The sequence below is a fragment of the Sphingomonas sp. GM_Shp_1 genome (genome assembly GCF_026540895.1).
GTDB lineage: Bacteria > Pseudomonadota > Alphaproteobacteria > Sphingomonadales > Sphingomonadaceae > Sphingomonas.
On record NZ_JALNUR010000009.1, the window covers coordinates 21,648 to 45,127 of the forward strand.

19 protein-coding genes are annotated in these 23,480 nt (G+C 66.4%); 5 read left to right on the plus strand and 14 right to left on the minus strand.

Translation table 11 applies throughout. From position 1 onward, the window contains the following. Nucleotides 1-26 precede the first annotated feature (26 nt). Nucleotides 27-1,142, plus strand: a complete 1,116-nt coding sequence (locus OXQ33_RS06805; RefSeq protein WP_267433944.1) for a glycoside hydrolase family 68 protein — start codon at nt 27-29, stop codon at nt 1,140-1,142. A 12-nt stretch (nt 1,143-1,154) separates the two neighbouring features. On the opposite strand, the gene OXQ33_RS06810 is transcribed toward OXQ33_RS06805, so the two are convergent. The 8 genes from OXQ33_RS06810 to OXQ33_RS06845 all read right to left on the minus strand — a co-directional run bounded on the left by OXQ33_RS06810 (nt 1,155) and on the right by OXQ33_RS06845 (nt 11,353). Beyond that, nucleotides 1,155-2,204: a substrate-binding domain-containing protein gene (locus tag OXQ33_RS06810; RefSeq protein WP_267433945.1), complete on the minus strand. Its 1,050-nt coding sequence runs from the start codon at nt 2,202-2,204 to the stop codon at nt 1,155-1,157. 255 nt (nt 2,205-2,459) lie between these two features. Next, a complete protein-coding gene (locus tag OXQ33_RS06815; RefSeq protein ID WP_267433946.1) occupies nt 2,460-3,389 on the minus strand; it encodes an electron transfer flavoprotein subunit alpha/FixB family protein in 930 nt (309 codons plus the stop codon). Further along, nucleotides 3,386-4,135 carry an electron transfer flavoprotein subunit beta/FixA family protein gene (locus OXQ33_RS06820; RefSeq protein WP_267433947.1) on the minus strand — a complete coding sequence of 250 codons (750 nt, stop codon included), beginning with the start codon at nt 4,133-4,135 and terminating at the stop codon, nt 3,386-3,388. Before OXQ33_RS06820 ends, OXQ33_RS06815 begins: the two co-directional genes overlap by 4 nt. Before the next feature lie 13 nt (nt 4,136-4,148). Beyond that, nucleotides 4,149-5,453 carry an outer membrane protein transport protein gene (locus tag OXQ33_RS06825; RefSeq protein ID WP_267433948.1) on the minus strand — a complete coding sequence of 435 codons (1,305 nt, stop codon included), beginning with the start codon at nt 5,451-5,453 and terminating at the stop codon, nt 4,149-4,151. A 40-nt stretch (nt 5,454-5,493) separates the two neighbouring features. After that, the gene (locus OXQ33_RS06830) at nt 5,494-5,901 is read right to left on the minus strand and encodes a DUF2147 domain-containing protein (protein ID WP_267433949.1); all 408 of its coding nucleotides are present in this window, start codon (nt 5,899-5,901) and stop codon (nt 5,494-5,496) included. A 173-nt stretch (nt 5,902-6,074) separates the two neighbouring features. After that, complete coding sequence (locus OXQ33_RS06835; RefSeq protein ID WP_267433950.1) at nt 6,075-7,871, minus strand: acyl-CoA dehydrogenase C-terminal domain-containing protein; 1,797 nt, start codon at nt 7,869-7,871, stop codon at nt 6,075-6,077. Nucleotides 7,872-7,889: 18 nt separating this feature from the next. After that, nucleotides 7,890-10,217, minus strand: coding sequence for a 3-hydroxyacyl-CoA dehydrogenase/enoyl-CoA hydratase family protein (locus OXQ33_RS06840; RefSeq protein ID WP_267434008.1), 2,328 nt, complete (start codon nt 10,215-10,217; stop codon nt 7,890-7,892). Beyond that, nucleotides 10,217-11,353 (minus strand): thiolase family protein, encoded by a 1,137-nt coding sequence (locus OXQ33_RS06845; protein WP_267433951.1) that lies wholly within the window; start codon nt 11,351-11,353, stop codon nt 10,217-10,219. Before OXQ33_RS06845 ends, OXQ33_RS06840 begins: the two co-directional genes overlap by 1 nt. 227 nt (nt 11,354-11,580) lie before the next feature. Between OXQ33_RS06845 and OXQ33_RS06850 the strand changes: the two genes are divergently transcribed. Both OXQ33_RS06850 and OXQ33_RS06855 read left to right on the plus strand, forming a co-directional pair. Beyond that, nucleotides 11,581-13,197, plus strand: a complete 1,617-nt coding sequence (locus OXQ33_RS06850; RefSeq protein ID WP_267434009.1) for a long-chain fatty acid--CoA ligase — start codon at nt 11,581-11,583, stop codon at nt 13,195-13,197. Between the two features lie 3 nt (nt 13,198-13,200). Continuing rightward, entirely contained in the window at nt 13,201-13,590 is a 390-nt protein-coding gene (locus tag OXQ33_RS06855; RefSeq protein ID WP_267433952.1) for a MerR family DNA-binding transcriptional regulator, read from the plus strand. A 132-nt stretch (nt 13,591-13,722) separates the two neighbouring features. Here OXQ33_RS06855 and OXQ33_RS06860 read toward each other — a convergent pair whose 3' ends face one another. Genes OXQ33_RS06860 through OXQ33_RS06870 form a run of 3 tightly spaced genes read right to left on the minus strand, consistent with a single transcriptional unit; the run spans nt 13,723 to nt 17,944 of the window. Then, nucleotides 13,723-15,189 (minus strand): efflux transporter outer membrane subunit, encoded by a 1,467-nt coding sequence (locus OXQ33_RS06860; protein WP_267434010.1) that lies wholly within the window; start codon nt 15,187-15,189, stop codon nt 13,723-13,725. Between the two features lie 8 nt (nt 15,190-15,197). Further along, nucleotides 15,198-16,751 carry an MDR family MFS transporter gene (locus OXQ33_RS06865; protein ID WP_267433953.1) on the minus strand — a complete coding sequence of 518 codons (1,554 nt, stop codon included), beginning with the start codon at nt 16,749-16,751 and terminating at the stop codon, nt 15,198-15,200. Then, nucleotides 16,748-17,944, minus strand: coding sequence for an HlyD family secretion protein (locus tag OXQ33_RS06870; protein ID WP_267433954.1), 1,197 nt, complete (start codon nt 17,942-17,944; stop codon nt 16,748-16,750). Before OXQ33_RS06870 ends, OXQ33_RS06865 begins: the two co-directional genes overlap by 4 nt. A gap of 96 nt (nt 17,945-18,040) precedes the next feature. Here OXQ33_RS06870 and OXQ33_RS06875 point away from each other — a divergent pair, with 96 nt between their 5' ends. Further along, the gene (locus OXQ33_RS06875; protein ID WP_267433955.1) at nt 18,041-18,490 is read left to right on the plus strand and encodes a MarR family winged helix-turn-helix transcriptional regulator; all 450 of its coding nucleotides are present in this window, start codon (nt 18,041-18,043) and stop codon (nt 18,488-18,490) included. 36 nt (nt 18,491-18,526) lie between these two features. Here the strand turns inward: OXQ33_RS06875 and OXQ33_RS06880 are convergent, their stop codons facing one another. The 3 genes from OXQ33_RS06880 to OXQ33_RS06890 form a co-directional block, all read right to left on the minus strand. Continuing rightward, nucleotides 18,527-18,946: a response regulator gene (locus OXQ33_RS06880; protein WP_267433956.1), complete on the minus strand. Its 420-nt coding sequence runs from the start codon at nt 18,944-18,946 to the stop codon at nt 18,527-18,529. 22 nt (nt 18,947-18,968) lie between these two features. Continuing rightward, complete coding sequence (locus OXQ33_RS06885) at nt 18,969-20,099, minus strand: GAF domain-containing protein (RefSeq protein WP_267433957.1); 1,131 nt, start codon at nt 20,097-20,099, stop codon at nt 18,969-18,971. 215 nt (nt 20,100-20,314) lie between these two features. Beyond that, nucleotides 20,315-22,288: a CocE/NonD family hydrolase gene (locus OXQ33_RS06890; RefSeq protein ID WP_267433958.1), complete on the minus strand. Its 1,974-nt coding sequence runs from the start codon at nt 22,286-22,288 to the stop codon at nt 20,315-20,317. Between the two features lie 227 nt (nt 22,289-22,515). Between OXQ33_RS06890 and OXQ33_RS06895 the strand changes: the two genes are divergently transcribed. Beyond that, a complete protein-coding gene (locus OXQ33_RS06895) occupies nt 22,516-23,223 on the plus strand; it encodes a FadR/GntR family transcriptional regulator (protein ID WP_267433959.1) in 708 nt (235 codons plus the stop codon). Nucleotides 23,224-23,480: the final 257 nt, after the last annotated feature.

Here is a 23,480-nt window from a genome sequence, read left to right on the forward strand (position 1 = left end):
CCCCCTCTTTCCGTTCCCGAGGTATTATGACACCCCTTCCCGCCCATTGGTCGGCCGACGCGCTGGCCGGGATCGCCGCGCAAGGCCAGGCCCGCCTGCCCGTCTTCACCGCCGCCGATATCGTCCCGATCCTGCCCGATCACGATCTGTGGGACATGTGGCAGATCGCCTATGCCGATGGCCGCACCGCCTTTCTTGGGGGGCGGAGCTGGTGGTTCTTCCTCGCCACGCCGCGCTTCGACGATCCCGAGATGCGGCATGACGCGGCGCGCATCCGGTTGACCAGCCACGGCGCGGACGGCTGGCGCGACCATGGCGTGACCTTTGCCGATGGCTTCACGCCGGGCAGCCGGGAATGGTCGGGCTCGGCGGTGCTGGGCGAGGACGACACGACGCTGACCATGTATTTCACCGCCTCCGGGCGGCGGGGCGGCCCGCGCACCTTCGAGCAGCGCCTGTTCGAGACGCAGGGCCGTTTCCTCGCCGACGAAGCCCGCACCGAAGGCTGGAGCGAGCCGGTCGAGAGCGTCGCGGCGGACGGCCATCACTATATCGTCGCCGACCAGGCCGAGCCGGAGAATGGCGGCATCAAGGGCTTTCGCGATCCCGGCTATTTCCGCGATCCGGCGGACGGCGCGGAATATCTGCTGTTCGTCGGCTCGGCGGGCTGGGTGAGCCAGGATTTCGACGGCGTGGTCGGCGTCGCCAGGCGAGAAGGCGAGCGCTGGGTCATTCAGCCGCCGCTGATCGAGGCGCTGGGCGTCAACAGCGAGTTGGAGCGCCCCCATATCATCCTGCGCGACGGCCTTTATTATTGCTTCTGGTCGACGCAAGCGAAGCGCTTCGCCCCCGGGCTGAACGCGCCGACCGGGCTTTACGCCATGGTCGCGGATCGCTTCGACGGGCCCTGGCGGCCGGTCAACGGCACCGGACTGGTCGCGGGCAATCCCGTGGACGAGCCGACCCAGGCCTATTGCTGGTGGGTCACCTATGAGGGCGATGTCATCAGCTTCGTCGATTATTGGGGATTGCAGGGCTGCGACGCGGGCGACGACCCCGCGCTGCGCCGCCAGCGTTTCGGCGGGACCGCCGCGCCCTGGTTCCGACTGGCCTTAGACGGCGACCGGGTGACGATCGCCTGATCCCTGGGGGGATCAGGCGGTTTCGCGGAGGATCAGCTCGGGAGTCAGTACCACCGAGCCCGCCTCGCCGCCGTGGAGCCGGACGAACAGCGCATCGACCATCGCCTGCGCGCCCGCCGCGATATCCTGGCGAATGGTCGTGATGCGCGGCACCGCCTGCGCGGCGAGCGGCAGGTCGTCATAACCGATGACGGGCAGCACGTCGGGCACCGCGATGGCCCGGTCGGCCAGCACCCGCACCGCCGTCATCGCGATCATGTCGGACCCCGCCACGATCCCGTCGATCGGCATGGTCCCCCCGCCCTGCTCCAGCAAAGCGTCGATATGCGCCGCGATCTCCTGCTCCATCACATCGGAGGCGAGATGGGTGGCGAGTTGCATCAGGGCGCCTTCCATCCCCGCCCGGGCCATGGCGCGGGCGACGCCGTCATGACGCTGGCGGATTTCCGGCGCGCTGATATCGCCCAGGAACGCGATGCGGCGGCATCCCCGCTCGATCAGCCGCTGGCCCGCCAAAAGACCGCCCTGCGCATTGTCCGTGCCCACCGCCGCATGGACCTGATCCGGCAGGGTGACGCCCCACGCGACCAGCGGGCGATACCGGCGCGCGACCCGTTCGATCGCGTCATACTGGTCCGACTGGCCGATCAGCAGGACACCGTCGACCATGCCGCTGTCCACCACCCGGTCCAACCAGTCGACCGCGTCGGGAATGACCCGCGACAGCATCACGTCATAGCCGTTTTCGGTCAGCGCATCGGCCAGATAGCCCAGCATCGTCATGAAAAAGGGGTCGGACAAATGCTGGCGGCGTTCATGCCCCAGCGGCACGACGATCCCGATCACCCCGGTACGGCGGGTGCGCAACCGGCTGGCCATCTGGTTGGGGCGAAAACCATGCTGGTCGGCCAGCGCCTGAATCCGCGCGCGGGTCTCGGCATTGACCAGCGACTTGCCCGCCAAGGCGCGCGACACCGTGCCGGGAGACACCCCCGCCATCTGCGCCAGATCCGCGATCGTGCGAATGCGACGACCGCCTCCCTCCAAAATATTATCGTTCATCCGGTAACGCTAACCGTAGCGGCCTATGTCCGACAAGCTGGCACGGAAATTTCCGCATCATAACTTACATGGATTAGAACGTTCGTATCTGCGGTATGGGCGCAGGGCGAAAGTGGAAAGGCTGTATTCCTCCCCTGCAAGGGGAGGTGGCAGGCCGTCAGGCCTGACGGAGGGGTGTCGCGCTATCGAGAGGGCGACACCCCTCCACCATGCTGCGCATGGTCCCCCCTCCCCTTGCAGGGGAGGAAAGCTCCGTCAGACCTTTTCGGTCAGTTCCGGCACCACAGTGAAGAGATCGCCGACCAGGCCGATATCGGCGACCTGGAAGATGGGGGCATCCTCATCCTTGTTGATCGCGACGATGATCTTGGAGTCCTTCATCCCCGCCAGATGCTGGATCGCGCCCGAAATGCCGACCGCGACATAGACTTCCGGCGCGACGATCTTGCCGGTCTGGCCGACCTGATAGTCGTTGGGGGCATAGCCCGCATCGACCGCCGCGCGGGAGGCGCCGACGGCGGCACCCAGCTTGTCGGCGAGCGGGTCGATCAGCGCATGGAACTGCTCCTCCGAGCCCAGCGCGCGGCCGCCCGAGACGATGATCTTGGCGCTGGTCAACTCGGGCCGGGCATTCTCGGCCTTTTCGGCACCCACGAAGCGCGACTTGGCCGCATCGCCCGTGGTGGCGATGGCTTCGATCTCGCCCGCGCCCCCCTCGGCCGCCGCCTTTTCGAAGGCGGTGGTGCGCACCGTCAGGACCAGCTTCGTGTCGCTGGTCTTCACGGTGGCGATGGCGTTGCCCGCATAGATGGGACGCGTGAAGCTGTCCGGTCCCTCGACCGACAGGATATCGCTGATCTGCATCACGTCGATCAGTGCCGCCACGCGCGGGGCGATGTTCTTGCCGGTCGTGGTCGAGGGCGCAAGGAAGGCGTCGTGGCTTTCCATCAGCTTGGCCACCAGCGGCGCGACGTTTTCCGCGAGCGTATTGGCATAAGCCGCATCGTCGGCGACATGGACCTTGCCCACACCGGCGATCTTGGCTGCCGCCTGTGCGACACCGTCCACGCCCTGCCCCGCGACGATCAGGTGCACCTCGCCCAGCTTCGACGCCGCGGTGACGGTCGCCAGCGTGGCATCCTTGACGGCTCCGCCGTCATGCTCGACCCAAACCAGCGTCTTCACTTGGCCACTCCCAGTGCTTTGAGTTTCTCGACCAGTTCGTCGACCGAGCCGACCTTGACGCCCGCCTGGCGCTTGCCGGGCTCGGCAACGTGCGTGATCGTCAGGCGCGGGGCGATGTCGACGCCGTAGTCAGCGGCGGTCTTGGTCGCCATCGGCTTGGATTTGGCCTTCATAATGTTCGGCAGCGACGCATAGCGCGGCTCGTTGAGGCGCAGATCGGTGGTGACGATCGCCGGGAGCGTGAGGGCCACCGTCTCCAGCCCGCCATCGACCTCGCGAGTGACCTTGGCGGTGTCACCCTCGATCTCGACCTTGGACGCGAAGGTCCCCTGCGCCCACCCCAACAGGCCCGCCAGCATCTGGCCGGTCTGGTTGTTGTCGCCGTCGATCGCCTGCTTGCCCAGGATCACGAGGCCGGGCTGTTCCTCTTCCACCACCTTGGCCAGCAGCTTGGCGACGCCCAGCGGTTCGACCGGCTGGTCGGCGGTGATCAGGATCGCCCGGTCCGCCCCCATCGCCAGCGCGGTGCGCAGCGTGTCCGCTGCCTTCGCCTCGCCGATCGAGACGACGACCACTTCGGTCGCCGCCCCCTTCTCCTTCAGCCGGATCGCCTCTTCCACCGCGATCTCGTCGAACGGGTTCATCGACATCTTCACGTTCGCCAGATCGACGCCCGTCCCGTCCGCCTTCACGCGCGGCTTCACATTATAATCCAACACCCGCTTCACGGGCACGACGATCTTCATCAAGCTCACTCCGTCAGAAGCTGAAGCGGCCACCGATCGACGCCACGAACGCGCGGGCGTTCTGCACCTGGCCGTTGGTCAGGATCGGCGTCTGCACCGCCGTGCCCGCATAGGCGGCGGTGCGGCGGTCGATGGTCGCATCGGCGAAGTCGATATAGCTGCCCGCCGCATCCAGCGTGAAGCGCGGGGTCAGCTTGTACGAGCCGCCGATCGAGTAGTTCCAGCGGTTCGCATCGGGCACGCGCGCATCGCGATTGCCGTTCTGCGTCGGGGTAATGCCCCGCTGCACACCCGCGCGCACGGTCAGCCGGTCATTGGCCGCGTAATCGAAACCGCCGGCCAGCGAGAAGCTGTTCTTGTAATCCTCCGGGATTTTGGCGTTGATCGGTGCGCCTAGGCGGATCGCGTCGAAATCGGCCCAGGTGAAGCGCACCGCCTGCGCGTTCAGCGTCAGCTTGTCGGTGGCGCGGAAACGACCCGCGACGATGATCTGCGCGGGGGTGTAGAACTCCGCCGTCGCGCCGTCGATCGTCCGGTTCTGCGCCGCGAGCGGGCCGAGCAGGCCGCCGACTTCCAGGCTGCCCTTCAACTGGTGCTTGATGCGCGACTTGTAGCTGATGCCGACGGTCGCCCAGTCGTTGTGAAGCTGCACACCCGCGGTCCAACCCAGATCCCAGCCATCGCCCTTCAGACGCTGATACCCATCGGCCAGCAGCGGCGACAAATTGGGGAGCGCGTTGCCCAGTTCGGCCTTGGTATATTCGACGTTCAGCGCGCCACCGACGCGCAGCCAGTCGAGCACCGCGATACCAACCGAAGGCTGGATGTCGATGGTCCGCAGCTCGGTCTTCAGCGCACTGTACCGGGCCCAGCTGTTCGCGTCATATTCGGTGGTGAAGCTATAGGGCGAGGTCACGGCAAGGCCGACCGCGACCCGGTCGTTGAGCGGATAGGCGACGGCACCCGACGGCACGATGCCGCGATTGATCGGATCGCCGGACACGCCATTGCCACCGACGGGCCGCGCGGGCTGGCCGGGACGTACGATCACCGTGCCCCTATCGACGACATCGCCCTTGGGGATGATCGCCGACGCGCCGATCACCGCCTCGCCGCGCTCCATGCCCGCAATCGAGGCCGGGTTCCACCAGAGCGACGATGCGCCCGTGTCGGCGCCTTCACCGGAAAAGGCGCGACCCTGGCCACGGGTCGACTGTTCTTGAAGGTAAAAGGCCTGGCCATAGGCCGCGCCCGCAAAGGCGAAGGACGAAGAGACAATGGCGGTGGCCAGCAGCGGAGCCTTGAACGACTTCATCATGAGCATACTCCCCGGAGGATTTTTGTGATTGGGCAAAGGATCAGCGAATACGGGTCCAGGTCTGCGTCTTGCACAGCGGCACGAAGACGCAGCCGCGCACCTTCAGCGTGTCAGGCCCCTCGGGCGTCAGCTTGGCGCTGTACGTCTTGCCATCCTCGGCATTGTAGATGGTGCCGCCGCCCCAGCCTGCGCCGTCCTGCGAAAAGCCCTGCAGGATCAGCAGGTTCTTGAGCGGACGATTGCGCAGCTTGGGATCGCGGTTGTTCTGGTCGGTCAGCGCCGGATTGGTGCGCAGCTTTTCCGAGGACAGGATACGGCCGCACACCGAATTGCCGCACTTCTGGATCTCGACCACGCCGCCGCGCGTCTGGGTCTGCCAGCGGCCGACCACCGTGTCCGCATTCACGCCAGCCGCCGCAAGGGCCATGGCCGTCAGGGTCAACAACATGCCTCTTCTCCTCTCCATGCCCGATCCTCCGGGCAGGAGCGCCGGGTTTCTACCCGGTCGCTCCGAAATGTCTTCTTTTCCCTATACGTTCACAGGGTGACGCATAGGATAACGACACACCATGCCTACGATGCCGGTTAACCGCAATCAAGCGCAACCGGCGCCGTATCATTTCAAAATGCTTCCAGTTCCAGCGCCATGGTCGAACGCTTGCCCGACTTGATCGCCAGGAACGCCGCCGTCGCCTGGGGCAGGATACGGTCGAAGAAGAACCCGGCGGTGGCGAGCTTGGCCTTGTAGAAGCCCGCCTCGTCGGTTCCTTCCGCCAGCCGCTCGGTCGCGATCCGCGCCGATTTCAGGAAGCAATGCCCCATGCCGACCAGGCCCAGCAGCCGCAGATAATCGGTCGCCGCCGCACCCGCTTCCTCGGGGTCCTTCATCCCCTTCTGCGCGATCATGCCGGTGCTGAGCTGGAGCGCGCCGAACGCCTGCTGCATTGCCGCGGCCCAGCCGGTGATGGCCTTGTCCTCGGACTTGGTCAGCGCCTCGACCTGTTCCGACACCGCATGGAAGAAGGGGCGCATATAGCGGCCCATATGCGCGGGCATCTTGCGGCCGACCAGATCGAGCGCCTGGACGCCATTCGTGCCCTCATAAATCTGGGCGATGCGGGCGTCGCGAACGAACTGCTCGATGCCATGGTCGCGGATATAGCCATGACCGCCATGGACCTGCACCGCCAGATTGGCCGCCTCGAACGCCAGGTCGGTGAACAGCGCCTTCACGACCGGGGTCATCAACGCCACGAAGTCCGCCGCGCGCGACTGGTCGGCGGGGTTGATCGCATGCGCCTCGGCATCCAGCCCGCGCGCCGCCCATTGGCCCAGCGCCCGACAACCCTCGGCATAGGCGCGCATGGTCATCAGCATCCGGCGCACGTCCGGGTGGACGATGATCGGATCGGCGGGCAGGTCGGGACGCGCCGCGCCACCCAGCGCACGGCCCTGCAGGCGGTCCTTCGCGTAAGCGACGGCCGACTGGTAAGCGATCTCATTGACACCCAAGCCCTGGATGCCGACCGAGACACGCTCGGTATTCATCATGGTGAACATGGCGGCGAGGCCCTTGTTCAGCTCGCCTACGACCCAGCCCTTGGAATTGTTGAACTCCAACTGGCAGGTGGCCGATGCCTTCAGGCCCATCTTATGCTCGATGGCAGCCACGCTGACGCCATTGGCCGGACCGACCGAGCCGTCATCCTTGGGCAGATACTTGGGCACCAGGAACAGGCTGATCCCCTTCACCCCCTTGGGCGCATCGGGCGTGCGCGCGAGGACGAGGTGGATCACATTATCGGTCAGGTCATGGTCGCCCGCCGAGATGAAGATCTTGCCGCCGGTCAGCAGGTACGACCCATCCTCCTGCGGCTCGGCACGGGTACGCAGCAGGCCCAGATCGGTGCCGCAATGCGCCTCGGTCAGGCACATCGTCCCCGACCATTCGCCCGAGATCATCTTCGGCAGATAGAATTGCTTCAAGTCCTCCGAGCCATGGCCCATCAGTGCGGTGGTCGCGCCGTGGGTCAGGCCGGGATAGAGGCTGAACGACAGGTTGGTCGCGCAGATCATCTCCTCGACCAGCTTGTTCACCGCCTCGGGCAGCCCCTGCCCGCCATATTCGACCGGCGAGGCGAGCGCGGCCCAGCCGCCCTCGCAGAACTGGCGATACGCCTCCTTGAACCCGGCGGGCGTACGGACAACGCCATTCTCCAGCTTGCAGCCTTCGATGTCGCCCGTCGCATTGAGCGGCAGCAGCACGTCCTGCGTGACGCGGGCCGCTTCTTCCAGGATGGCGTCGTACAGCTCGGGCCCGAACTCGTCCTGCCCTGCGACGGGGCCGAACTCGTCCTCCGTGAACAGCTCGTGGAGGACGAAACGCATGTCGCGCAGCGGCGCGTTATAGACTTGCATGGGACTATCCTCTCCCGATCAATTGCGCAGCGGCTTGCCGGTTTCGAGCATATGCTCGACCCGTGCCTGGGTCCGCGCGTCCTTGACGCTTTCCATGAAGGCGGCGCGTTCCAGCTTGAGCAGTTGGTCCTCGCTCACCTCGTCGATGATGTCGGCGTCGCCGCCGGTGACGATGTTCGCCAGACGGCCCGCGACCACCACGTCGTAGGGCGTCGCGACGCCCTTCTTGGCGAAGTCGGCGACCGCACCGTTGAACGCGACGCGTCCGGCCGCCCCCGGCAAGCGGAAGACGGGCTTTTCGGGCGGCTGATACCCCTCGACCAGCGACAGCGCCTTCTGCTTGGCATCGGCCAGCAGACGATCACGGTTCATGGTGATGCCGTCCCCTTCACGCAGATAGCCCATGTCCTTGGCGAGTGCCGCCGAGCGCGACACCTGCGCGGTCGAAATGGTCTCGAACGCCTTCATGGCGGCGGGCATCGGCCCCTTGGGCATTTTGGGCGACTTGGCGAGACGGTCGATCAGCTCGCCGTTTCCGCCCCAACCGGGGACCAGACCGACGCCGGTTTCGACCAGCCCGATATAGCTTTCCGCATGGGCCTGGATCGCATCGGCATGGAGCAGGATCTCGCACCCGCCGCCCAGCGCCATGCCGGCCGGCGCGGCGACCACCGGGAAAGGCGCGTATTTCAGCGCCTTGTACGCCTGCTGACCTGCAACGACCAGCTTGTCGACTTCGCCCCAGGCGGCGATGTTCACCGCGAACATGGCAAGGCCCAGGTTCGCACCCGCCGAGAAGTTGCTGCCTTCGTTATAGATGACCAGCGCCTTATACTGGCTCTTCACCAGCGCGATGGCCTTTTGCAGCAGCGACAGCACCTGCTCGTCGAGCGCGTTCATCTTGCCGGTGAACTCGAACGCCGCGACGTCATCGCCGACATCCCACAGCGCCGCCGAGCCGTTCTTCATCAGCGGCTCGGAGCGCAGCTTGATGTCCTCCAGCAGCAGCACGCCCTCGGCCCGGACCACATCGGCATAGTCGCCGCCCAGCGTGAGGTACTGACGCTTGCCGTCGACCACCCGGTAGAAGGGGCGATCCCCCGCCGTCTCCAGCAGGGCGGGCACCGGCTTGCCCTCGGCACGCAGCCGCTCGGCCAGCTTGCCCGGTCCCAGCCGGTCGATCAGCTCGAAGGGGCCGAACTTCCAGTTATAGCCCAGCTTCATCGCGTCATCGATCGCGACCACATCGTCCGCCGCCTCGCCGACTAGGCCCGCCGCATAGGACAGGACGGGGCCCAGCACCGCCCAAGCATAGTTGCCGACCTTGCCCGGCGTCGCGACCAGCGCCGCCAGATCCTTTTCGGCGCGCCCCGGCAAACGCTCGGGCTTCTTTTCCGCGCGATACTCGCCCGTCTGTAGGTCGATCGCCTGCTTGGCCTTGGTGCCGTCGGGCTTGCGGTCGAGACGGTAGAAGCCGCCCTTGCCCTTGCGCCCCGTGAACCCCTCCGCGATCATCTTGTCGACCAGCGGCAGCGGGCGGATCGTGTCGAAATAGGCGTCCCCTTCCGGCAGGGTCGAGGACAGCGACTTGGCGAGCAGGGGCATCAGGTCGATACCCACCAGGTCGATCAGCCCGAAAATACCGGTCTTGGGCACGCCCATCGGACGGCCGCCGATCTGGTCGGCCTCCTCGACGGTCAGCCCCTGGTCCATCGCCGCGTTGATCGCGACCGCGAGCCAATAGGTGCCGATACGGTTGGCGATGAAGCCCGGCGTGTCCTGGGCGCGGACGATCCGCTTGCCCATGCGGTGATCGACGAACTGCTCGACCTTGGCCGCGACACCGGCATCGGTGTGCTCCGAGGTCACGATCTCGATCAGCCGCATGTAACGCGGCGGGTTGAAGAAATGGGTGATCAGAAAGTCGTTTTTGAACTGCTCCGACCGCCCATCGACCAGATGGCCGAGCGGGATGGTCGAGGTGTTGGACGACACCGCCGTACCGGGACGTTTCAGTGCCTCCAGCTTGGCATAGAGCGACTGCTTGACGTCCAGCCGCTCGACCACCGCCTCGACGATCCAGTCGCATTCGGCGACCTTGGCCAAGTGATCCTCGATATTGCCCGTTTCGACCAGCTTGGCGGCGGCGGGCGACATGAAGGGGGCAGGTTCGGTCTTGAGCATCTTCGCCACGGCACCCTTGGCCACCGCGTCACGGTCGCCGCCGTCCTTCGGCACGATGTCGAGCAGCAGGACGGGCACACCGGCATTGGCGACCTGCGCCGCGATGCCAGCCCCCATCACGCCTGCGCCGATCACGCAAACCTTGTTGATCGTGTCAGCCATCATGCACGCTCCAGCACAGTCGCGATGCCCTGCCCGCCGCCGATGCACTGGGTGGCCAGCGCATAGTGACCGCCGTCACGCGCCAGCAAAGCCGCCGCCTTGCCGACGATGCGCGCGCCGGTCGCGCCCAGCGGATGGCCGATGGCGATGGCACCGCCGTCCTTGTTGATCGCGTCTTCCTTGAGGCCAAGATCGCGGATGCAGGCGATCGCCTGGCTGGCAAAGGCTTCGTTGATCTCGACCACGTCGAGGTCGCTCGAGGCGATACCGGCACGCGACAGCGCCTTCTTGGACGACGCGATCGGGCCCAAACCCATCGTCTCCGGCTCGCAGCCCGAAATCGCGACCGACTTGATGCGGGCGAGGATGGTCAGGCCGTGCTTCTTGGCGAACTCTTCGGAGGTGACGAGTACGGCGGCCGCGCCATCGGTCAGCGGCGAGGCGGTGCCCGCCGTCACCGTGCCCTCCTTGTCGAAGGCAGGCTTCAGCCCAGCCAGAACCTCTTCGGTCGTGTCGGGGCGGATCAGGCCATCCTCGGTCACGTCGCCCGCCTTGGTGCGGATCGGCACGATCTCATCGGCCAGGCGACCGGCGGCGCGCGCCTCGGCGGCCTTTTTCTGGCTGGCGACCGCGAACTTCTCCTGCTCGGCGCGGGTGATCTGGTATTTTTCCGCGACATTCTCGGCGGTCTGGCCCATGCCCATATAGGCGCCGGGCCGCGCGGCGGCGAGTTCGGGATTGGGCAGCGGGTTGTAGCCGCCCATCGGCACCCGGCTCATCGACTCGATGCCAGCGCAGATGAACGCCTCGCCCGCGCCGATCTGGATCTGGCCCATGGCGATATGGATGGCCGACATGGACGACCCGCAAAAGCGGTTCACCGTCATGCCGCCGACCGACAGCGGCAGGTCCGCGAGCAGACCGATCAGCCGCGCGACGTTCATGCCCTGCTCGCCCTCGGGGAAGGCGCAGCCCAGGATGATGTCCTCGATCTCCGACGCATCGACGCCGGTCCGCTCGATCAGCCCGCGAATCACCTGTGCGGTCAGGTCGTCGGGACGGACCCGTGCGAGCGCGCCCTTGCCAGCCTGGGTGAAGGGAGAGCGGGCATAGCCTGCGATCACGATGTTGGTCATCCAATCCTCTCTTTATGGGCTTGCGGCCTAACGTTAAGGTGCGTTACCTACCCTATACGTCAACACAATAAGCAACTCGACCGCAATCGACAACCGGGTATGGTCGAAAAAAGATATAGGAGAGCGATGCGATGACGGCAGGAGCCATCGGGGAAACCACGACAGGCGGTGTTCCGGGTCAGGCGACGGGACGCCCGCTGGTGTCCGAGCCCCGGCTGCTATCCGACATGTTCGAGGCTACGGTACGCCGCCATGGCGACCGGCCCGCCGTCGATTTCATGGGTCGCATCACGCGCTATGGCGAGCTGTCGGACATGGTGGACCGTGCCGCCGCGGGGCTTCAGGCGCTGGGCGTGAAGCCGGGGACGCGCGTCGCGCTCTGCCTGCCCAACATCATCTATTACCCCGTGCTGTTCTTCGCCACGCTCAAAGCCGGTGGCATCGTCGTCAACGTCAACCCGCTCTATGTCGATCGCGAGCTTTGCCATCTGCTGGAGGATTCGGGCGCGGAGATCATCGCGACCTGCGACATTCCCGACATCCATGCTCGGGTTGGCAAGGCCGCCGAGAAGCTGGGCTTGCGCCACGTCATTTCCTGCCCCGTGGCGGACGCGCTGCCGACCGTGAAGGGTCTGGCCTATCGCCTGCTCAAGCGCTCGATGATCGCCGCCCCCGGTCCCTCGCCCCGCCACCTGACCTTCGCACAGATGATGAAGCGCGGACGCGGCCTGACCCCCGTCGCCGCCAAGCCGGACGATGTGGCGGTGCTGCAATATACCGGCGGCACCACGGGCAGCCCCAAGGCGGCGATGCTGTCGCACCGCAACCTCATCGCCAATGCCGATGCCATGGTCATCCATACCGGTGGCGAGGACGCGATCGGGGCGGAGCGGATATTGGGCGTGCTCCCCCTCTTCCACGTCTTTGCGCTGACCACGGTGCTCAGCTTCGCGATCCGGGTGGGCGCGGAGATGATCCTGCTCCCCCGGTTCGAGCTGGATCAGGTGCTGAAGACCATCGCGCGCAGCAAGCCGACCTATTTCCCCGCCGTCCCCACCATCTACAACGCGATCGCGGGTGTGGCCGAGGCGCGCAAGGTCGACCTGTCGGCGATCAAGGCCTGCATCTCGGGCGGCGCGCCGCTCCCCGCCGAGGTACGCATCGCCTTCGAGACGACGACCGGCGGCAAGCTGGTCGAAGGTTACGGCCTGTCCGAGGCGTCGCCGATCATCACCTGCAACCCGCTGACCGGCGAGAACAAGGGCGGCTCGGCGGGCTTGCCCTTTCCCGGCACGACGATCGAGATTCGCGACCGCGACAATCCCGACCGTCTGATGCCGCCCGGCGAGGTCGGCGAAATCTGCGCACGGGGGCCGCAGGTGATGGCGGGCTATTGGAACAAGCCCGCCGAGACCGAGCAGGTCTTCATCCATGGCGCGCTGCGCACCGGCGATGTCGGCTATCTGGACGAGGACGGTTATCTGTTCATCGTCGACCGGATCAAGGACGTGATCCTATGCGGCGGCTACAACGTCTATCCGCGCATGATCGAGGAGGCGCTATATGAACATCCCGCCGTCGCCGAGGCGGTGGTGATCGGCATCCCCGATCCCTATCGCGGCCAGTCGCCCAAGGCCTTTGTCAAGCTGGCCCCCGATCACCATGCCACGCCGGAGGAACTACGTGCTTTTCTTCAGGACAAGGTCAGCAAGATCGAGCTTCCCCGCGAAGTCGAAATCCGCGAAAGCTTGCCCAAGACCTTGATCGGCAAATTGTCGAAAAAGGAACTGGTCGAAGAAGAACTGGCGAAGGCGGCGGCAGCGACGCAGCCGATGGGGGAATAGACGGTGGGGGATGAAGAGGAACTGCACGGCATTCAGGATGTTGCGAACAGCCTGGGCGTCACGACGCGCACGCTGCGCTTCTATGAGGATCGCGGGCTGATCGAACCGCGCCGGGTGGGCACTGCGCGGGTCTATTCCAAGCGCGAGACGGCGCGAATGCAGTTGATCCTGCGCGGCAAGCGGCTGGGCTTTTCCCTCCGCGAGATCGAAGAGTTCCTACGGCTATACGATGCCGATCCCCAGCATGTCGAACAGATGCGCGTTCTGGCCGAACGGTGCCGCGAGCGGGTGAACGAACTCCGCCAGCAGATGACGGCGCTGGTGCAGACGGTGGAGGAACTGGAGACGATCGAACGCCAGGCGCGCGAGCGGATCGCGAAAGCGGGGGTGTAATCCGATCCTCCCCAGCATGGGGAGGTGGCAGGCCGAAGGCCTGACGGAGGGGGGCTTCCACAAAGGGCGTCCCTCGCGGCGGTCCCCCTCCACCATGCTGCGCATGGTCCCCCTCCCCGTACCGGGGAGGGATCAGCTCGCCGTCGGCGCGCGCCAGCCCAGGCCGAGGGCTTTTTGCAGCGCCACATAATCGTTGGTCAGCCCGGCCACCGCCTGCGAGAGCGACTGATCCGCCGCCACACGCTGCCGCTCCGCATCCAGCGTGTCGATCAGCGTCGCGGCCCCGGCCCGGTAGCGCTGCTGCATCAGCACCGCCGAGCGATCCGCCGACGCCTTGGCCCTGGCCAGCGTCGCCACCGTGTTCCGCCGCGCCCGGAAACGCGACAGCGCATCCTCGGCATCGCGCAGCGCCAGCAGGACCGCGCCGCGATACTGTGCCTCCGCCTCGTCACGCGCGCCCTCGGCCTGGCCGACACGGGCATTGGCGCGGCCGAAGTTCAGCGCGTTCCACTGGAGCATCGGCGCGCCCAGCGTCACCAGATTATCGAGATCGGTCAGCGAATCCAGCGAGGTGCCGCCGATGCCGATGATCCCCATCAGGTTGAGGCGCGGAAACTTCGCCGCCTCCGCCACGCCGATCCGCGCGGTCTGCGCGGCCAGGTTGCGTTCGGCGGCGCGGATGTCGGGGCGACGCTGGAGCAGCGCGGTCGGATCGCCCACCGCCACCTGTGCGGGGGGCAGCGGCACCTTGCCCGGCTGGCTGAGCCGCTGGTCCAGCGTCCCCGGCGCTTCGCCGATCAGGATGGCGAGCGCATTCAAATAGGTCTCGACCGAGGAGGAGAGCGGCAGGATCTGCGCGTCGGTGCTCTCCACCTGGTTGCGCAGACGCTCGACCTCCAGTTGCGAGGCGGTGCCGTTGGCGAAACGCTGCTCGGTCAGCTTCAGCGTGTCGCGCTGCATCCGCGACGCGTCGCGCGCCAGGATCAGCCGCTGTTGCGCGTCGCGCAGGCCGATATAGGCCTGGGCGACATCGGCGCTGAGCGACACCTGCGCATCGGCGACATTGGCCTCCGCCGCCGCCGCGCTGGCGCGCGCCGCCTCCACCGTGCGGCGGCGTCCGCCGAACAGGTCGATCTCCCAACTCGCGTCGAAGCCCAGGTTGAAGAAATCGACATTGGTGCCGCCGCCCGAGCCGCCGCTGGCCCCACCCTGGCCCCCGCCCTGCTCTTCGCCGCCGCCCAGATTCAGCTCGGGCAGATTGGCGTGAAGATAGGTCGCGCTGGCATTGGCATTAGGCGCCTGATTGGCCCGCTCCAGCCGCAAGGCCGAGCGCGCCTGCTTCAACCGCGCCTGGGCCACCGCGACGTTCGGATTGGCCTCCAGCGCGCGCTCCTCCAGCCAGGTGAGCATGGGATCGTTCAGCGTCGTCCACCAGTCGGCCACCGCCGGTGCGGTGGTCGCGAGCGTGTTGTCGGCGCGCGCGAACCCGGCGGGGGGCGTCGCGGCCGAGCCTATGCCCTTGGGAGGTCCGGCATAGTTGGGCCCGACGGTGCAGGCCCCGAGCAGGAGGAGCGGGATGAGGGAAAGCTGCTTGCGCATCATGGGTCTCAATGCATCGCCACGGGGCCGCCCTTGGGCAGCGGGCGGAGGAACAGGACAAGCGGCATCACCATCAGGATGCCGACGCACAGGATGAAGAACAGGTCGTTATAGGTCATGACCAGCGCCTGTTGCCGGATCGTATTGCCGATCATGCGCAGCGCCGCGTCGGGGCTGCCGAACTGCTGGGTCAGCGCGTCGATCCAGCCTTGCGTCGATCCCGAATTGGCCGACAGCGATTCCTCCAGGCGGCGCTCGTGCAGGAAGCTGCGCTGGTCCTGCACCGTCGCGATCCCGGCCAGCGCGAAGGAGCCGCCCAGGTTGCGCGCCGCGCTGAACAGCCCCGCCGCATCGCCCGCCTGCGACGGCGGCACGGAGGAGATCGCGGCCTGGTTCAGGAACAACATGCCCAGGATGGTGCCAACGCCGCGCAACAGCTGCGAGTCGGTGAACGAGCTACCGGTCGAATCCGCGGTCAGCACCGTGTCGATCCCCGCGCTCAATGCCATGATGCCCAGGCCCAGTCCGACCGCGATGCGGATATCGACCCTTTTGATCAGGATCGGGGTGAAGGGCATCATGATCAGGCTGGGAATGCCGCTCAACAGCACGACCTTGCCCGCCTGGAACGCATTATATCCGGCAATCGAGGCGAGGAACTGCGGGATCACATAGGAGGTGCCGTAGAGCACCATGCCCAGCACGATGCCCATGATCACGACGCTGCCGAACTGACGGTCGAGCAATAGCTTCAGCCGGATGACCGGGCGCGACGCGACGAATTGCCCGGCGAACAACAGCCCGAAGCCGAAGATCGACAGGATGGTCAGCTCGATGATCTCGCGCGACTCGAACCATTGCTCGCGCTGCCCCTCTTCCAGGACCACGGTCAGTCCGCCGAGCCCGAGCGCAAGGCCCGCAATGCCCAGCCAGTCGGCCTTGGCCAGTTCGGACAGATGCGGCTTCTGGTGCGGCAGGCCGACCAGCAGCAGCGTGACGAGCACCGCGCCCACCGGAATGTTCAGGAAAAAGGCATAGTGCCAGCTGACATTCTCGGTCAGCCAGCCGCCGATCAGCGGCCCCATCACCGGCCCCAGAATGGCGGTGACGCCGAAGAAGGCGGTGCCGATCGGCTGCTGCTCGCGCGGCAGGCGGGTGGCGATGATGGTCAGCGCGGTCGGGATCAACGCGCCGCCGGTGATCCCCTGCCCCGCCCGTCCGATGATCATCATCGTCAGGTTGGTCGACAGCCCGCACATCACCGAAAAACCGGTGAACAGGATCGAGGCGATCAGCAGGAAGGTCCGCAGGCCGAGCAACCGCTCCAGCCAGGCGGACAGCGGGATGATGATGATCTCGGCGACCAGATAGGAGGTCGCGATCCACGTCCCCTCCGTCCCGCTCGCGCCGATCTCGCCCTGAATGGTCGGCAGCGCCGAGTTGACGATCGAGATGTCGAGCGTCGCCATCAGCGCACCGATGCTGCCCGCCGCGACGGCGAGCCAGGCGGTCAGGTCCGCCTTGGCCGGAGGGGCACCCCGTTGGGCGGCGGCGGCGCTCACCGGCGCTGCGCCCCCTCCCGCGCTTCGTTATGCTGGTCCTGCTGCTCGGCGATCCGCTTCAGCGCGCCCTTGGCGGAGCGGGTGTCGACCGTCACCTCGACCGACATGCCCGGCACCATCAGGGCGCGGGTCTGCGCATCGGCGTCGACCGCGATGCGGACGGGCACGCGCTGCACGATCTTGGTGAAGTTGCCGGTCGCGTTCTGCGGCGGCAGCAGCGAGAATTGCGCGCCGGTACCCGGCGCCACGCTTTCGACATGGCCCTTGATCTCGACGCCCGGCAGCGCATCCACTTCGATCTTCACCGGCTGGCCGGGACGCATCAGGCCGAGTTGCGTCTCCTTGAAGTTCGCATTGATGTAGAGCTGGCCGACCGGCACGATCGACATGGTGCGGGTGCCCGCCTGGACGAACTGGCCGACGCGCACCGTCTTGTTGCCGACACGGCCTGCGATCGAGGCGCGGATCATGGTCGAGCCCAGATTCACCTCGGCCGCGTCCAACTGCGCCCGTGCGGCCTGGCCCTGCGAGCGAGCCTGCTGCCCTTGCGCATTCAGCGTACCGATGCGGCGGCGCGCAGCGGACAGCGCGGCATTGGCCGCCGCGACCTTGGCATTGGCCTGACGCGCCTGGTTCTGAAGCTGCGACAGACGTTCGCGGCTTTCCGCACCCGACGCGGCGAGCGGGGTGTAGCGCGCGACTTCGGCCTGGGCGAAGACGGCATCGCTCTGCGCGGCGCGGAGATCGGCCTCGGCGCGATCGATCGCGGCCTGCTGTTCCTTGATCTGCGCCTGAACGCCCTCGGCATTGGCCTGCGCCACGCCGATCTGCGCCTCGATCTGCGCGGTTTGCGCGCGATAGTCGCGGGTGTCGATCTGGAGCAGCGGCTGCCCCGCCTGGACGTTCTGGTTCTCGCCGACGAACACCTTGTCGACATAGCCCGACACCTTGGGCGCGACGGTCACCGCATCGGCCTGGATGAAGGCGTCGTTGGTCGCCTGCATATACTGGCCGACGCTCTTGTAGTTCGCATACCAGAACACGCCGACGATCACCGCGACCGCCGCGACGACCAGCAGGATGATGCGGATCCGCCGCTTCTTGGCGGGTGGGACGGGGGTCTTGTCTTCCGCTTCGGCCGCATCCTGCGCGCCGGCGTCCTGCCCCTCATTCACGTGATGTGCGTCGGCCATCCAGGCCTCCCTGTCGATGGAATCAATAGAACCTGACGGTGCTTTTGCTCGCACTTGCACAATAAGGCAAGACCATTTATTGAGCTACCTCACAATATGCCTGATCATGATGCCTTGGCCCTTCGCTACAGTCGTATCTACCAGCGGCTCCATCGCCACCTCGACCGGCGCATGGCGGCGCAGGGGGCATCCTTGGCGCGCGCCAAGCTGCTGCATTTCATCGCGAACAACATGCCGGTGCGCGCGGCGGACGTGGCGGAGTGGTTCAACCTCGCCCCGCGAACCGTGACGCAGGCGATCGACACGATGGAGCGCGACGGGCTGGTGGTGCGCGTGGCGGACCCGGGCGACCGGCGGGCCAAGCGGCTGGAGATCACCGAAAGCGGCGAACAGGTCATCCGCCAGACCGAGCCGTTGCGCCGCGAACTGGTCGAACAGGCCTTTTGCCTGCTGACCCCGGACGATACCGCGCAACTCGAGCGCATTCTCGACAAGCTGGAACTGGCGATCGAAACGCGGCTGGAGGGGCCGTCCAGCGAGCCTTAGGGCGGTAAGTTCCTCCCTGATCCAGGTCGGAGTGCGTTACCGCACCTCGCCATAGAATTTCAGCGCAGGGGGCGCATGGTCGAGCGGTTGCCCCGTCGCCACCCGATACGCCGCACGAACCGCCGCGCCCAGGCTGCCCGCACGAAAGGGCTTGGCGATGCAGCCGATGACCAGCGGATGCCCGCCACGATCGGGACAATTGCCGCTGAGGAACACGCAAGGGATACCGCGATCGGCCAGAAGCTGCGCGGCGGTCAGCCCGCTATCCCCGTCCGCCAGCTTGACGTCGCACAGGGCGAGGTCGGGCCGGTCCTGCTCCGCCAGCGCCATGGCGGACGCCACCGTGTCGGCGATGCCGACGATGCGGTGACCGTGAAGCGTCAGCGCGTCCTCGACCAGCATCGCGACCAGCGCTTCGTCCTCGATGATCAGCAGGTTCAGCGGATCGTCGGGCATGTCATCCCTGCGGGGATCGTCATCAATGCGCGCAACCGTGCCCGAATTCACCGCCGTCATGCGGCATGACCAAGATCAGGCACTCGTCATCCTCGTTCGTCAATGTCGCTCGCAGTTGGTGGCAAAGCCGCACGACGAGCCGATTCTGCTCGGCAATGGTCGCGACACGTCCCCATCCGGAGCCCTGAAACGAGATGTTCAGCTTTTCGTTCCCGTCGCGCTCGACGGCCTGCAATGTGATCCGGGGCAGCGCCCCCCCGTCTTCCAGAAGGGCGTCGAGCAGCAGCGCCGCCGCCACCGCCCGCTCGATCGGTACCGCCAGCGGCAGAGGCGCGTGGATGGTCCCGGTGGGAACATCGCCCCGCAACTGGGTGATGACGTCGCCGAACAGCGCGGGCAGGTCGACCAGCCCCGGATCGGCGGTGGCGTAGAGCGGGCGGTGCGCGCTTGCCAGCACCTGCAACCGCTCCGCCGCGCGCGACAGCGCCGTCCGGGCGGCGGGCTCGACCGCCGAACGCACCTCATGCGACACCAGACCGATCGCGACTTGCAGCGCGTTGCGGACCCGGTGGTTCAATTCCGCCAGCAACCGCGCCTGCGTGTCGATGCCGTGGCGCAACGCCTCCTCGATACGCAAGCGATGCTGCGCCAGCGCGGCATAATGGCAGAGCAGCAGGAGCAGCCGCCGCTCCTCTTCGTCGAAGGGTCGCGCCGTGCGCCGCCCGAAGCCCAACGTGCCCAGCACCTCGTCCCCGTGCAGCAACGGCATGCACAGATAGACCTCGACGCCCAGCGACCGGACATAGCTCGTCCGGGTTTCCGCATTCCCCTGCACATCGGTCAGGTGCAGCGTCCGCCGCTCGCGCATCACCTGCCCGCAGGCGGAGCTTTCGACATCCAGCATCGCCGCCTCGTGGCGTTCGGCGCGGGTCAGTCCGCCCGACGCCTCCAGCCGGGTCGCGTCGCCATCGCGGCGGAAATGGAAGAAGACGTCGAGCCGAAGCTCGTCACGGATCAGCGCGAACAGCGAGTCGATCATCGCCGCCGGATCGTCGGCAGTCATCAACCGCTCGGTCGCCGCCGCCACCAACGCCAGATAGCGGCGCACATCGGCGGGATCGGCGGTCGCCGTCGCGATCGTATCACCGGTCAAGGGCAATGGCGGAGTCAATGGCGGGGCAAGAACCACGTTCTACAGATAGCGGTCCCCGCCCGCCCCTCCAAGGGTCAAGAAGCTGAAATAGGATAAGATGAAAGTCACTTTCTTTCAGACTCTTACTTCACTCGACCCATTCGCCATGTCGTGCCGCCCTCCCCGTCCGGACCGGAAGGGGAAGGCGACATGCTCGCCACCCTGAAGAGGCGGAATCAGCGCGCCATCACCGCCGACTGGTCGAGCGGCACCACCGGCAGCCAGACCCGGCTGGCATTGGCCCCGCCATGCTCCAGCGTGATCGTCGCCTTGCGATAGTCGCCGGCCTTGGCGGTGAAGATGTTGGGCACGAAGGTCTGCGGATTGCGGTCGTAGAGCGGGAAAAGGCTGGACTGAACCTGGATCATGATCCGGTGCCCCGGCTGGAACACATGGTTCACGGTCGGCAGGCGGAACTTATACTCCTGCACCTTGCCCGCCGGAATGGCGGTCGGATTGGCGAAGCTGTTGCGATAGCGGCCCCGGAAGATGTCGAGGCTGATCGGCAACTCATATCCGCCCATCTTCGCGTTGATGGCATCCTCGGGCGGGAAGACGTCGATGATCTTCACCACGAAATCGCCGTCCGTGCCGGTCGTCCGCGCGAACAGATCGGCGATGGGCGCGCCCGACACGCGCACCGCCTTGGTCAGGACGGGCGTGCTATAGGTGACGACATCGGTGCGGCCATCGACATGCCGCTGGTCGCTGACCAGCCAGTCGCCCCAGCGGCCGTCGTCGAAATTGACCGGGCGCGACAGATGCGGGACCGGATTGGCGGGATCGGAGACATAGGCATCCTGCCCCGTCCCCGGCTTGTCGAAGCTCAACCCCTTGCCGTCCGCCAGATAGAGCGGGGTGAGCGGGGCGGCGCAACCCGTCTGGCAGGCGAGCGGCCACTGGGTCAGCTTGTCCCAGTGATTTTCGCCGGTGTTGTAGATGGCGGCGCTGGGCAGGTTCGCCGCCGGGCCATCCTTCAGATACTGGTTGAACAGCGGCAGGACCATGTCCTCGCGGAACTGCTTGGCGGTGTCGCCATTCCACTGGAACGGCCCCAGGCTGCTGCCGGTGCGGTTGATCTGGCTGTGCCGCCATGGGCCCATCACCAGGAAATTATTGCCCAGCTTGCCCTTGGCCTTCAGCGCCTCCCAAGAGGTGATCGCGCCGTACATGTCCTCCTGATCCCACAGCCCCTGTTCCCAGAGGGTGGGCACGTTGGAGGGGTTCGCCGCGAGCAGCTTGTCGAGTGCCTGACCCTGCCAGTAAAAGTCATAGGACGGGTGCTGCACGACGCGCTGCCACATGGGCAACTGGTCATAGCCCGACTTCTTGGCCCAGTCGTTCGCCGAGCCGTAGCGGAAATTCTCGTAATCGTCATAGCCGCCGCTCGACGGCGCCTTGCCCTCGCCCTTGTAGCCGGTCTGCGATCCGATCCAGCCGATATTGGCGAGGCGGAAGGCGCCGTAATGGAACCAGTCGTCGCCCATCCAGCCGTCGATCATCGGGCTTTCGGGCGCGGCGACCTTCAGCGCGGGGTGCGGATTGAGCAGCGCCATGACGACGGTGAAGCCCTCATAGGAAGACCCGATCATGCCGACGCGCCCGTTCGACTCGGGCAGGTTCGCCTTGTTCACCAGCCAGTCGATCGTGTCATAGGCGTCGGTCGTGTGATCGACCTTGGTCGCGTTGAGCGGACCGATGACGGGGCGCGTGACGACATAGTCGCCCTCCGATCCGTACTTGCCGCGAATGTCCTGATAGACGCGGATATAGCCGGCCTTGGTGAATTCCTCATCGGCCAGCGGCAGCGCCTCGATCATCCGGGTGCTGTCCGACCGCTTGGCGCGGCCCGCCGCGTTATAGGGGGTGCGGGTCAGCACGATCGGTGCGTTCACCGCACCCTTGGGCACGACGATGACGGTGTAGAGCTTGGTCCCGTCGCGCATCGGAATCATCACTTCGCGCTTGTCGTAATCGCGCTCGGCGATGTTGGTCGGCGGCGTGAACTTGGCGGGAATGTCGCTGACCGTGGAGTCGGTCACGACCTTGACCGGGGTGGACGGCCGATCGGCGTCGGCGCGCTGCTGCGCCGTGGCGGGTGACAGGATCGCGAGCGCGCTGGCGGCGAGCAAAAGGTTACGCAACTTCATGAAAACGGATCCCCCTCATGGATCGGTTGGTGGCCCATCGTGCCGCGATCAATGCCTCAGGGCAACTGGCCGATTTTGCCATTGATACAATGTCTCATTAACGTGACAAGGCCCCGCGGCATCGGGTAACGGCCTGACACCATGCTTCCCTTTCGCGATCATGGCCCATAGAAAGGTCTGACAAAGGCGCCAGCAAGCCCCCTTCCCATCGGAGAGGAACAAGTCGAGTGACGACAGTGAAGCGACGCGGACCCGCCCATAGCGCCCTGGCGCGGGACATCGGTGTCGCCATCGTGACCGGGCGGATCGCCACCGGATCGACGCTGCCGGGAGAGGTCGAGATCGCCGAGCAGCGCGGCATGTCGCGCTCCGTGGTGCGGGAGGCGCTGCGGATGCTGTCCGCCAAGGGACTGGTGGTCAGCAAGCCCAAGGCGGGGACCCGGGTGCGCGAGCGGCTGGAGTGGAACCTGCTCGACCCCGAACTGCTCGCCTGGATGTTCGAGGGGGAACCGCCCGCCGGTTTCGTCCAGAGCCTGTTCCAGCTTCGCCTGATCGTCGAGCCCGCCGCCGCCGAACTCGCCGCCGTCAAGCGCGACACCCGCCAATTGTCACGCATGGGGGCCGCGCTGGAGGCGATGGGCGAGAACGGCCTCCACACCGAACAGGGCCGCGCCGCCGACCAGCTGTTCCACAACATCATCCTGGAGGCGACGGGCAACGAGCTGCTGATCAGCCTGTCGGGCAGCATCGGCGCGGCGGTCCGCTGGACGACGCTCTACAAGCATCGCAGCGCCAAGCTGCCCCGCGACTCCATGCCCGAACATCGCCAGCTCTTCGCCGCCATCGCCGAATCCGACGCCGCCGCCGCACGCGCCGCGACGATCGTGCTGGTCGACCAGGCGCGAGAGGATACCGAGCGCGCGCTGGCGCGGTGATTTCGCCGAAAAGGGCGGGACGACGCGATCGCCCGAGAGGGGCGACATCCATTTCGCGTCGTCTTCCCTCTCCCCTGGATAGGGGAGAGGGTTAGCGGAGCTTGCCAGCCTACTGGCTAGCGCAGCTTGGGTGAGGGGTTGAGCGAGCCGCAGGCTCGCGCGCGCTCTGCGCGCCCACCCCTCACCCAGCTCCGACTAAGCCTTTGCTTCGCAATGCCTAAGTCTGCGCAACCCTCTCCCCTCTATGAGGGGCGAGG

Excerpts from the sequence above, each read along its gene's own strand:
- OXQ33_RS06860 (WP_267434010.1), bottom strand. The coding sequence starts at position 15,189 with ATGCGCAAGCAGCTTTCCCTCATCCCGCTCCTCCTGCTCGGGGCCTGC.
- OXQ33_RS06835 (WP_267433950.1), bottom strand. The coding sequence starts at position 7,871 with ATGCAAGTCTATAACGCGCCGCTGCGCGACATGCGTTTCGTCCTCCAC.
- OXQ33_RS06810 (WP_267433945.1), bottom strand. The coding sequence starts at position 2,204 with ATGAACGATAATATTTTGGAGGGAGGCGGTCGTCGCATTCGCACGATC.
- OXQ33_RS06825 (WP_267433948.1), bottom strand. The coding sequence starts at position 5,453 with ATGATGAAGTCGTTCAAGGCTCCGCTGCTGGCCACCGCCATTGTCTCT.
- OXQ33_RS06820 (WP_267433947.1), bottom strand. The coding sequence starts at position 4,135 with ATGAAGATCGTCGTGCCCGTGAAGCGGGTGTTGGATTATAATGTGAAG.
- OXQ33_RS06830 (WP_267433949.1), bottom strand. The coding sequence starts at position 5,901 with ATGTTGTTGACCCTGACGGCCATGGCCCTTGCGGCGGCTGGCGTGAAT.
- OXQ33_RS06875 (WP_267433955.1), top strand. The coding sequence starts at position 18,041 with ATGCCTGATCATGATGCCTTGGCCCTTCGCTACAGTCGTATCTACCAG.
- OXQ33_RS06890 (WP_267433958.1), bottom strand. The coding sequence starts at position 22,288 with ATGAAGTTGCGTAACCTTTTGCTCGCCGCCAGCGCGCTCGCGATCCTG.
- OXQ33_RS06805 (WP_267433944.1), top strand. The coding sequence starts at position 27 with ATGACACCCCTTCCCGCCCATTGGTCGGCCGACGCGCTGGCCGGGATC.
- OXQ33_RS06880 (WP_267433956.1), bottom strand. The coding sequence starts at position 18,946 with ATGCCCGACGATCCGCTGAACCTGCTGATCATCGAGGACGAAGCGCTG.
- OXQ33_RS06850 (WP_267434009.1), top strand. The coding sequence starts at position 11,581 with ATGTTCGAGGCTACGGTACGCCGCCATGGCGACCGGCCCGCCGTCGAT.
- OXQ33_RS06840 (WP_267434008.1), bottom strand. The coding sequence starts at position 10,217 with ATGGCTGACACGATCAACAAGGTTTGCGTGATCGGCGCAGGCGTGATG.
- OXQ33_RS06870 (WP_267433954.1), bottom strand. The coding sequence starts at position 17,944 with ATGGCCGACGCACATCACGTGAATGAGGGGCAGGACGCCGGCGCGCAG.
- OXQ33_RS06845 (WP_267433951.1), bottom strand. The coding sequence starts at position 11,353 with ATGACCAACATCGTGATCGCAGGCTATGCCCGCTCTCCCTTCACCCAG.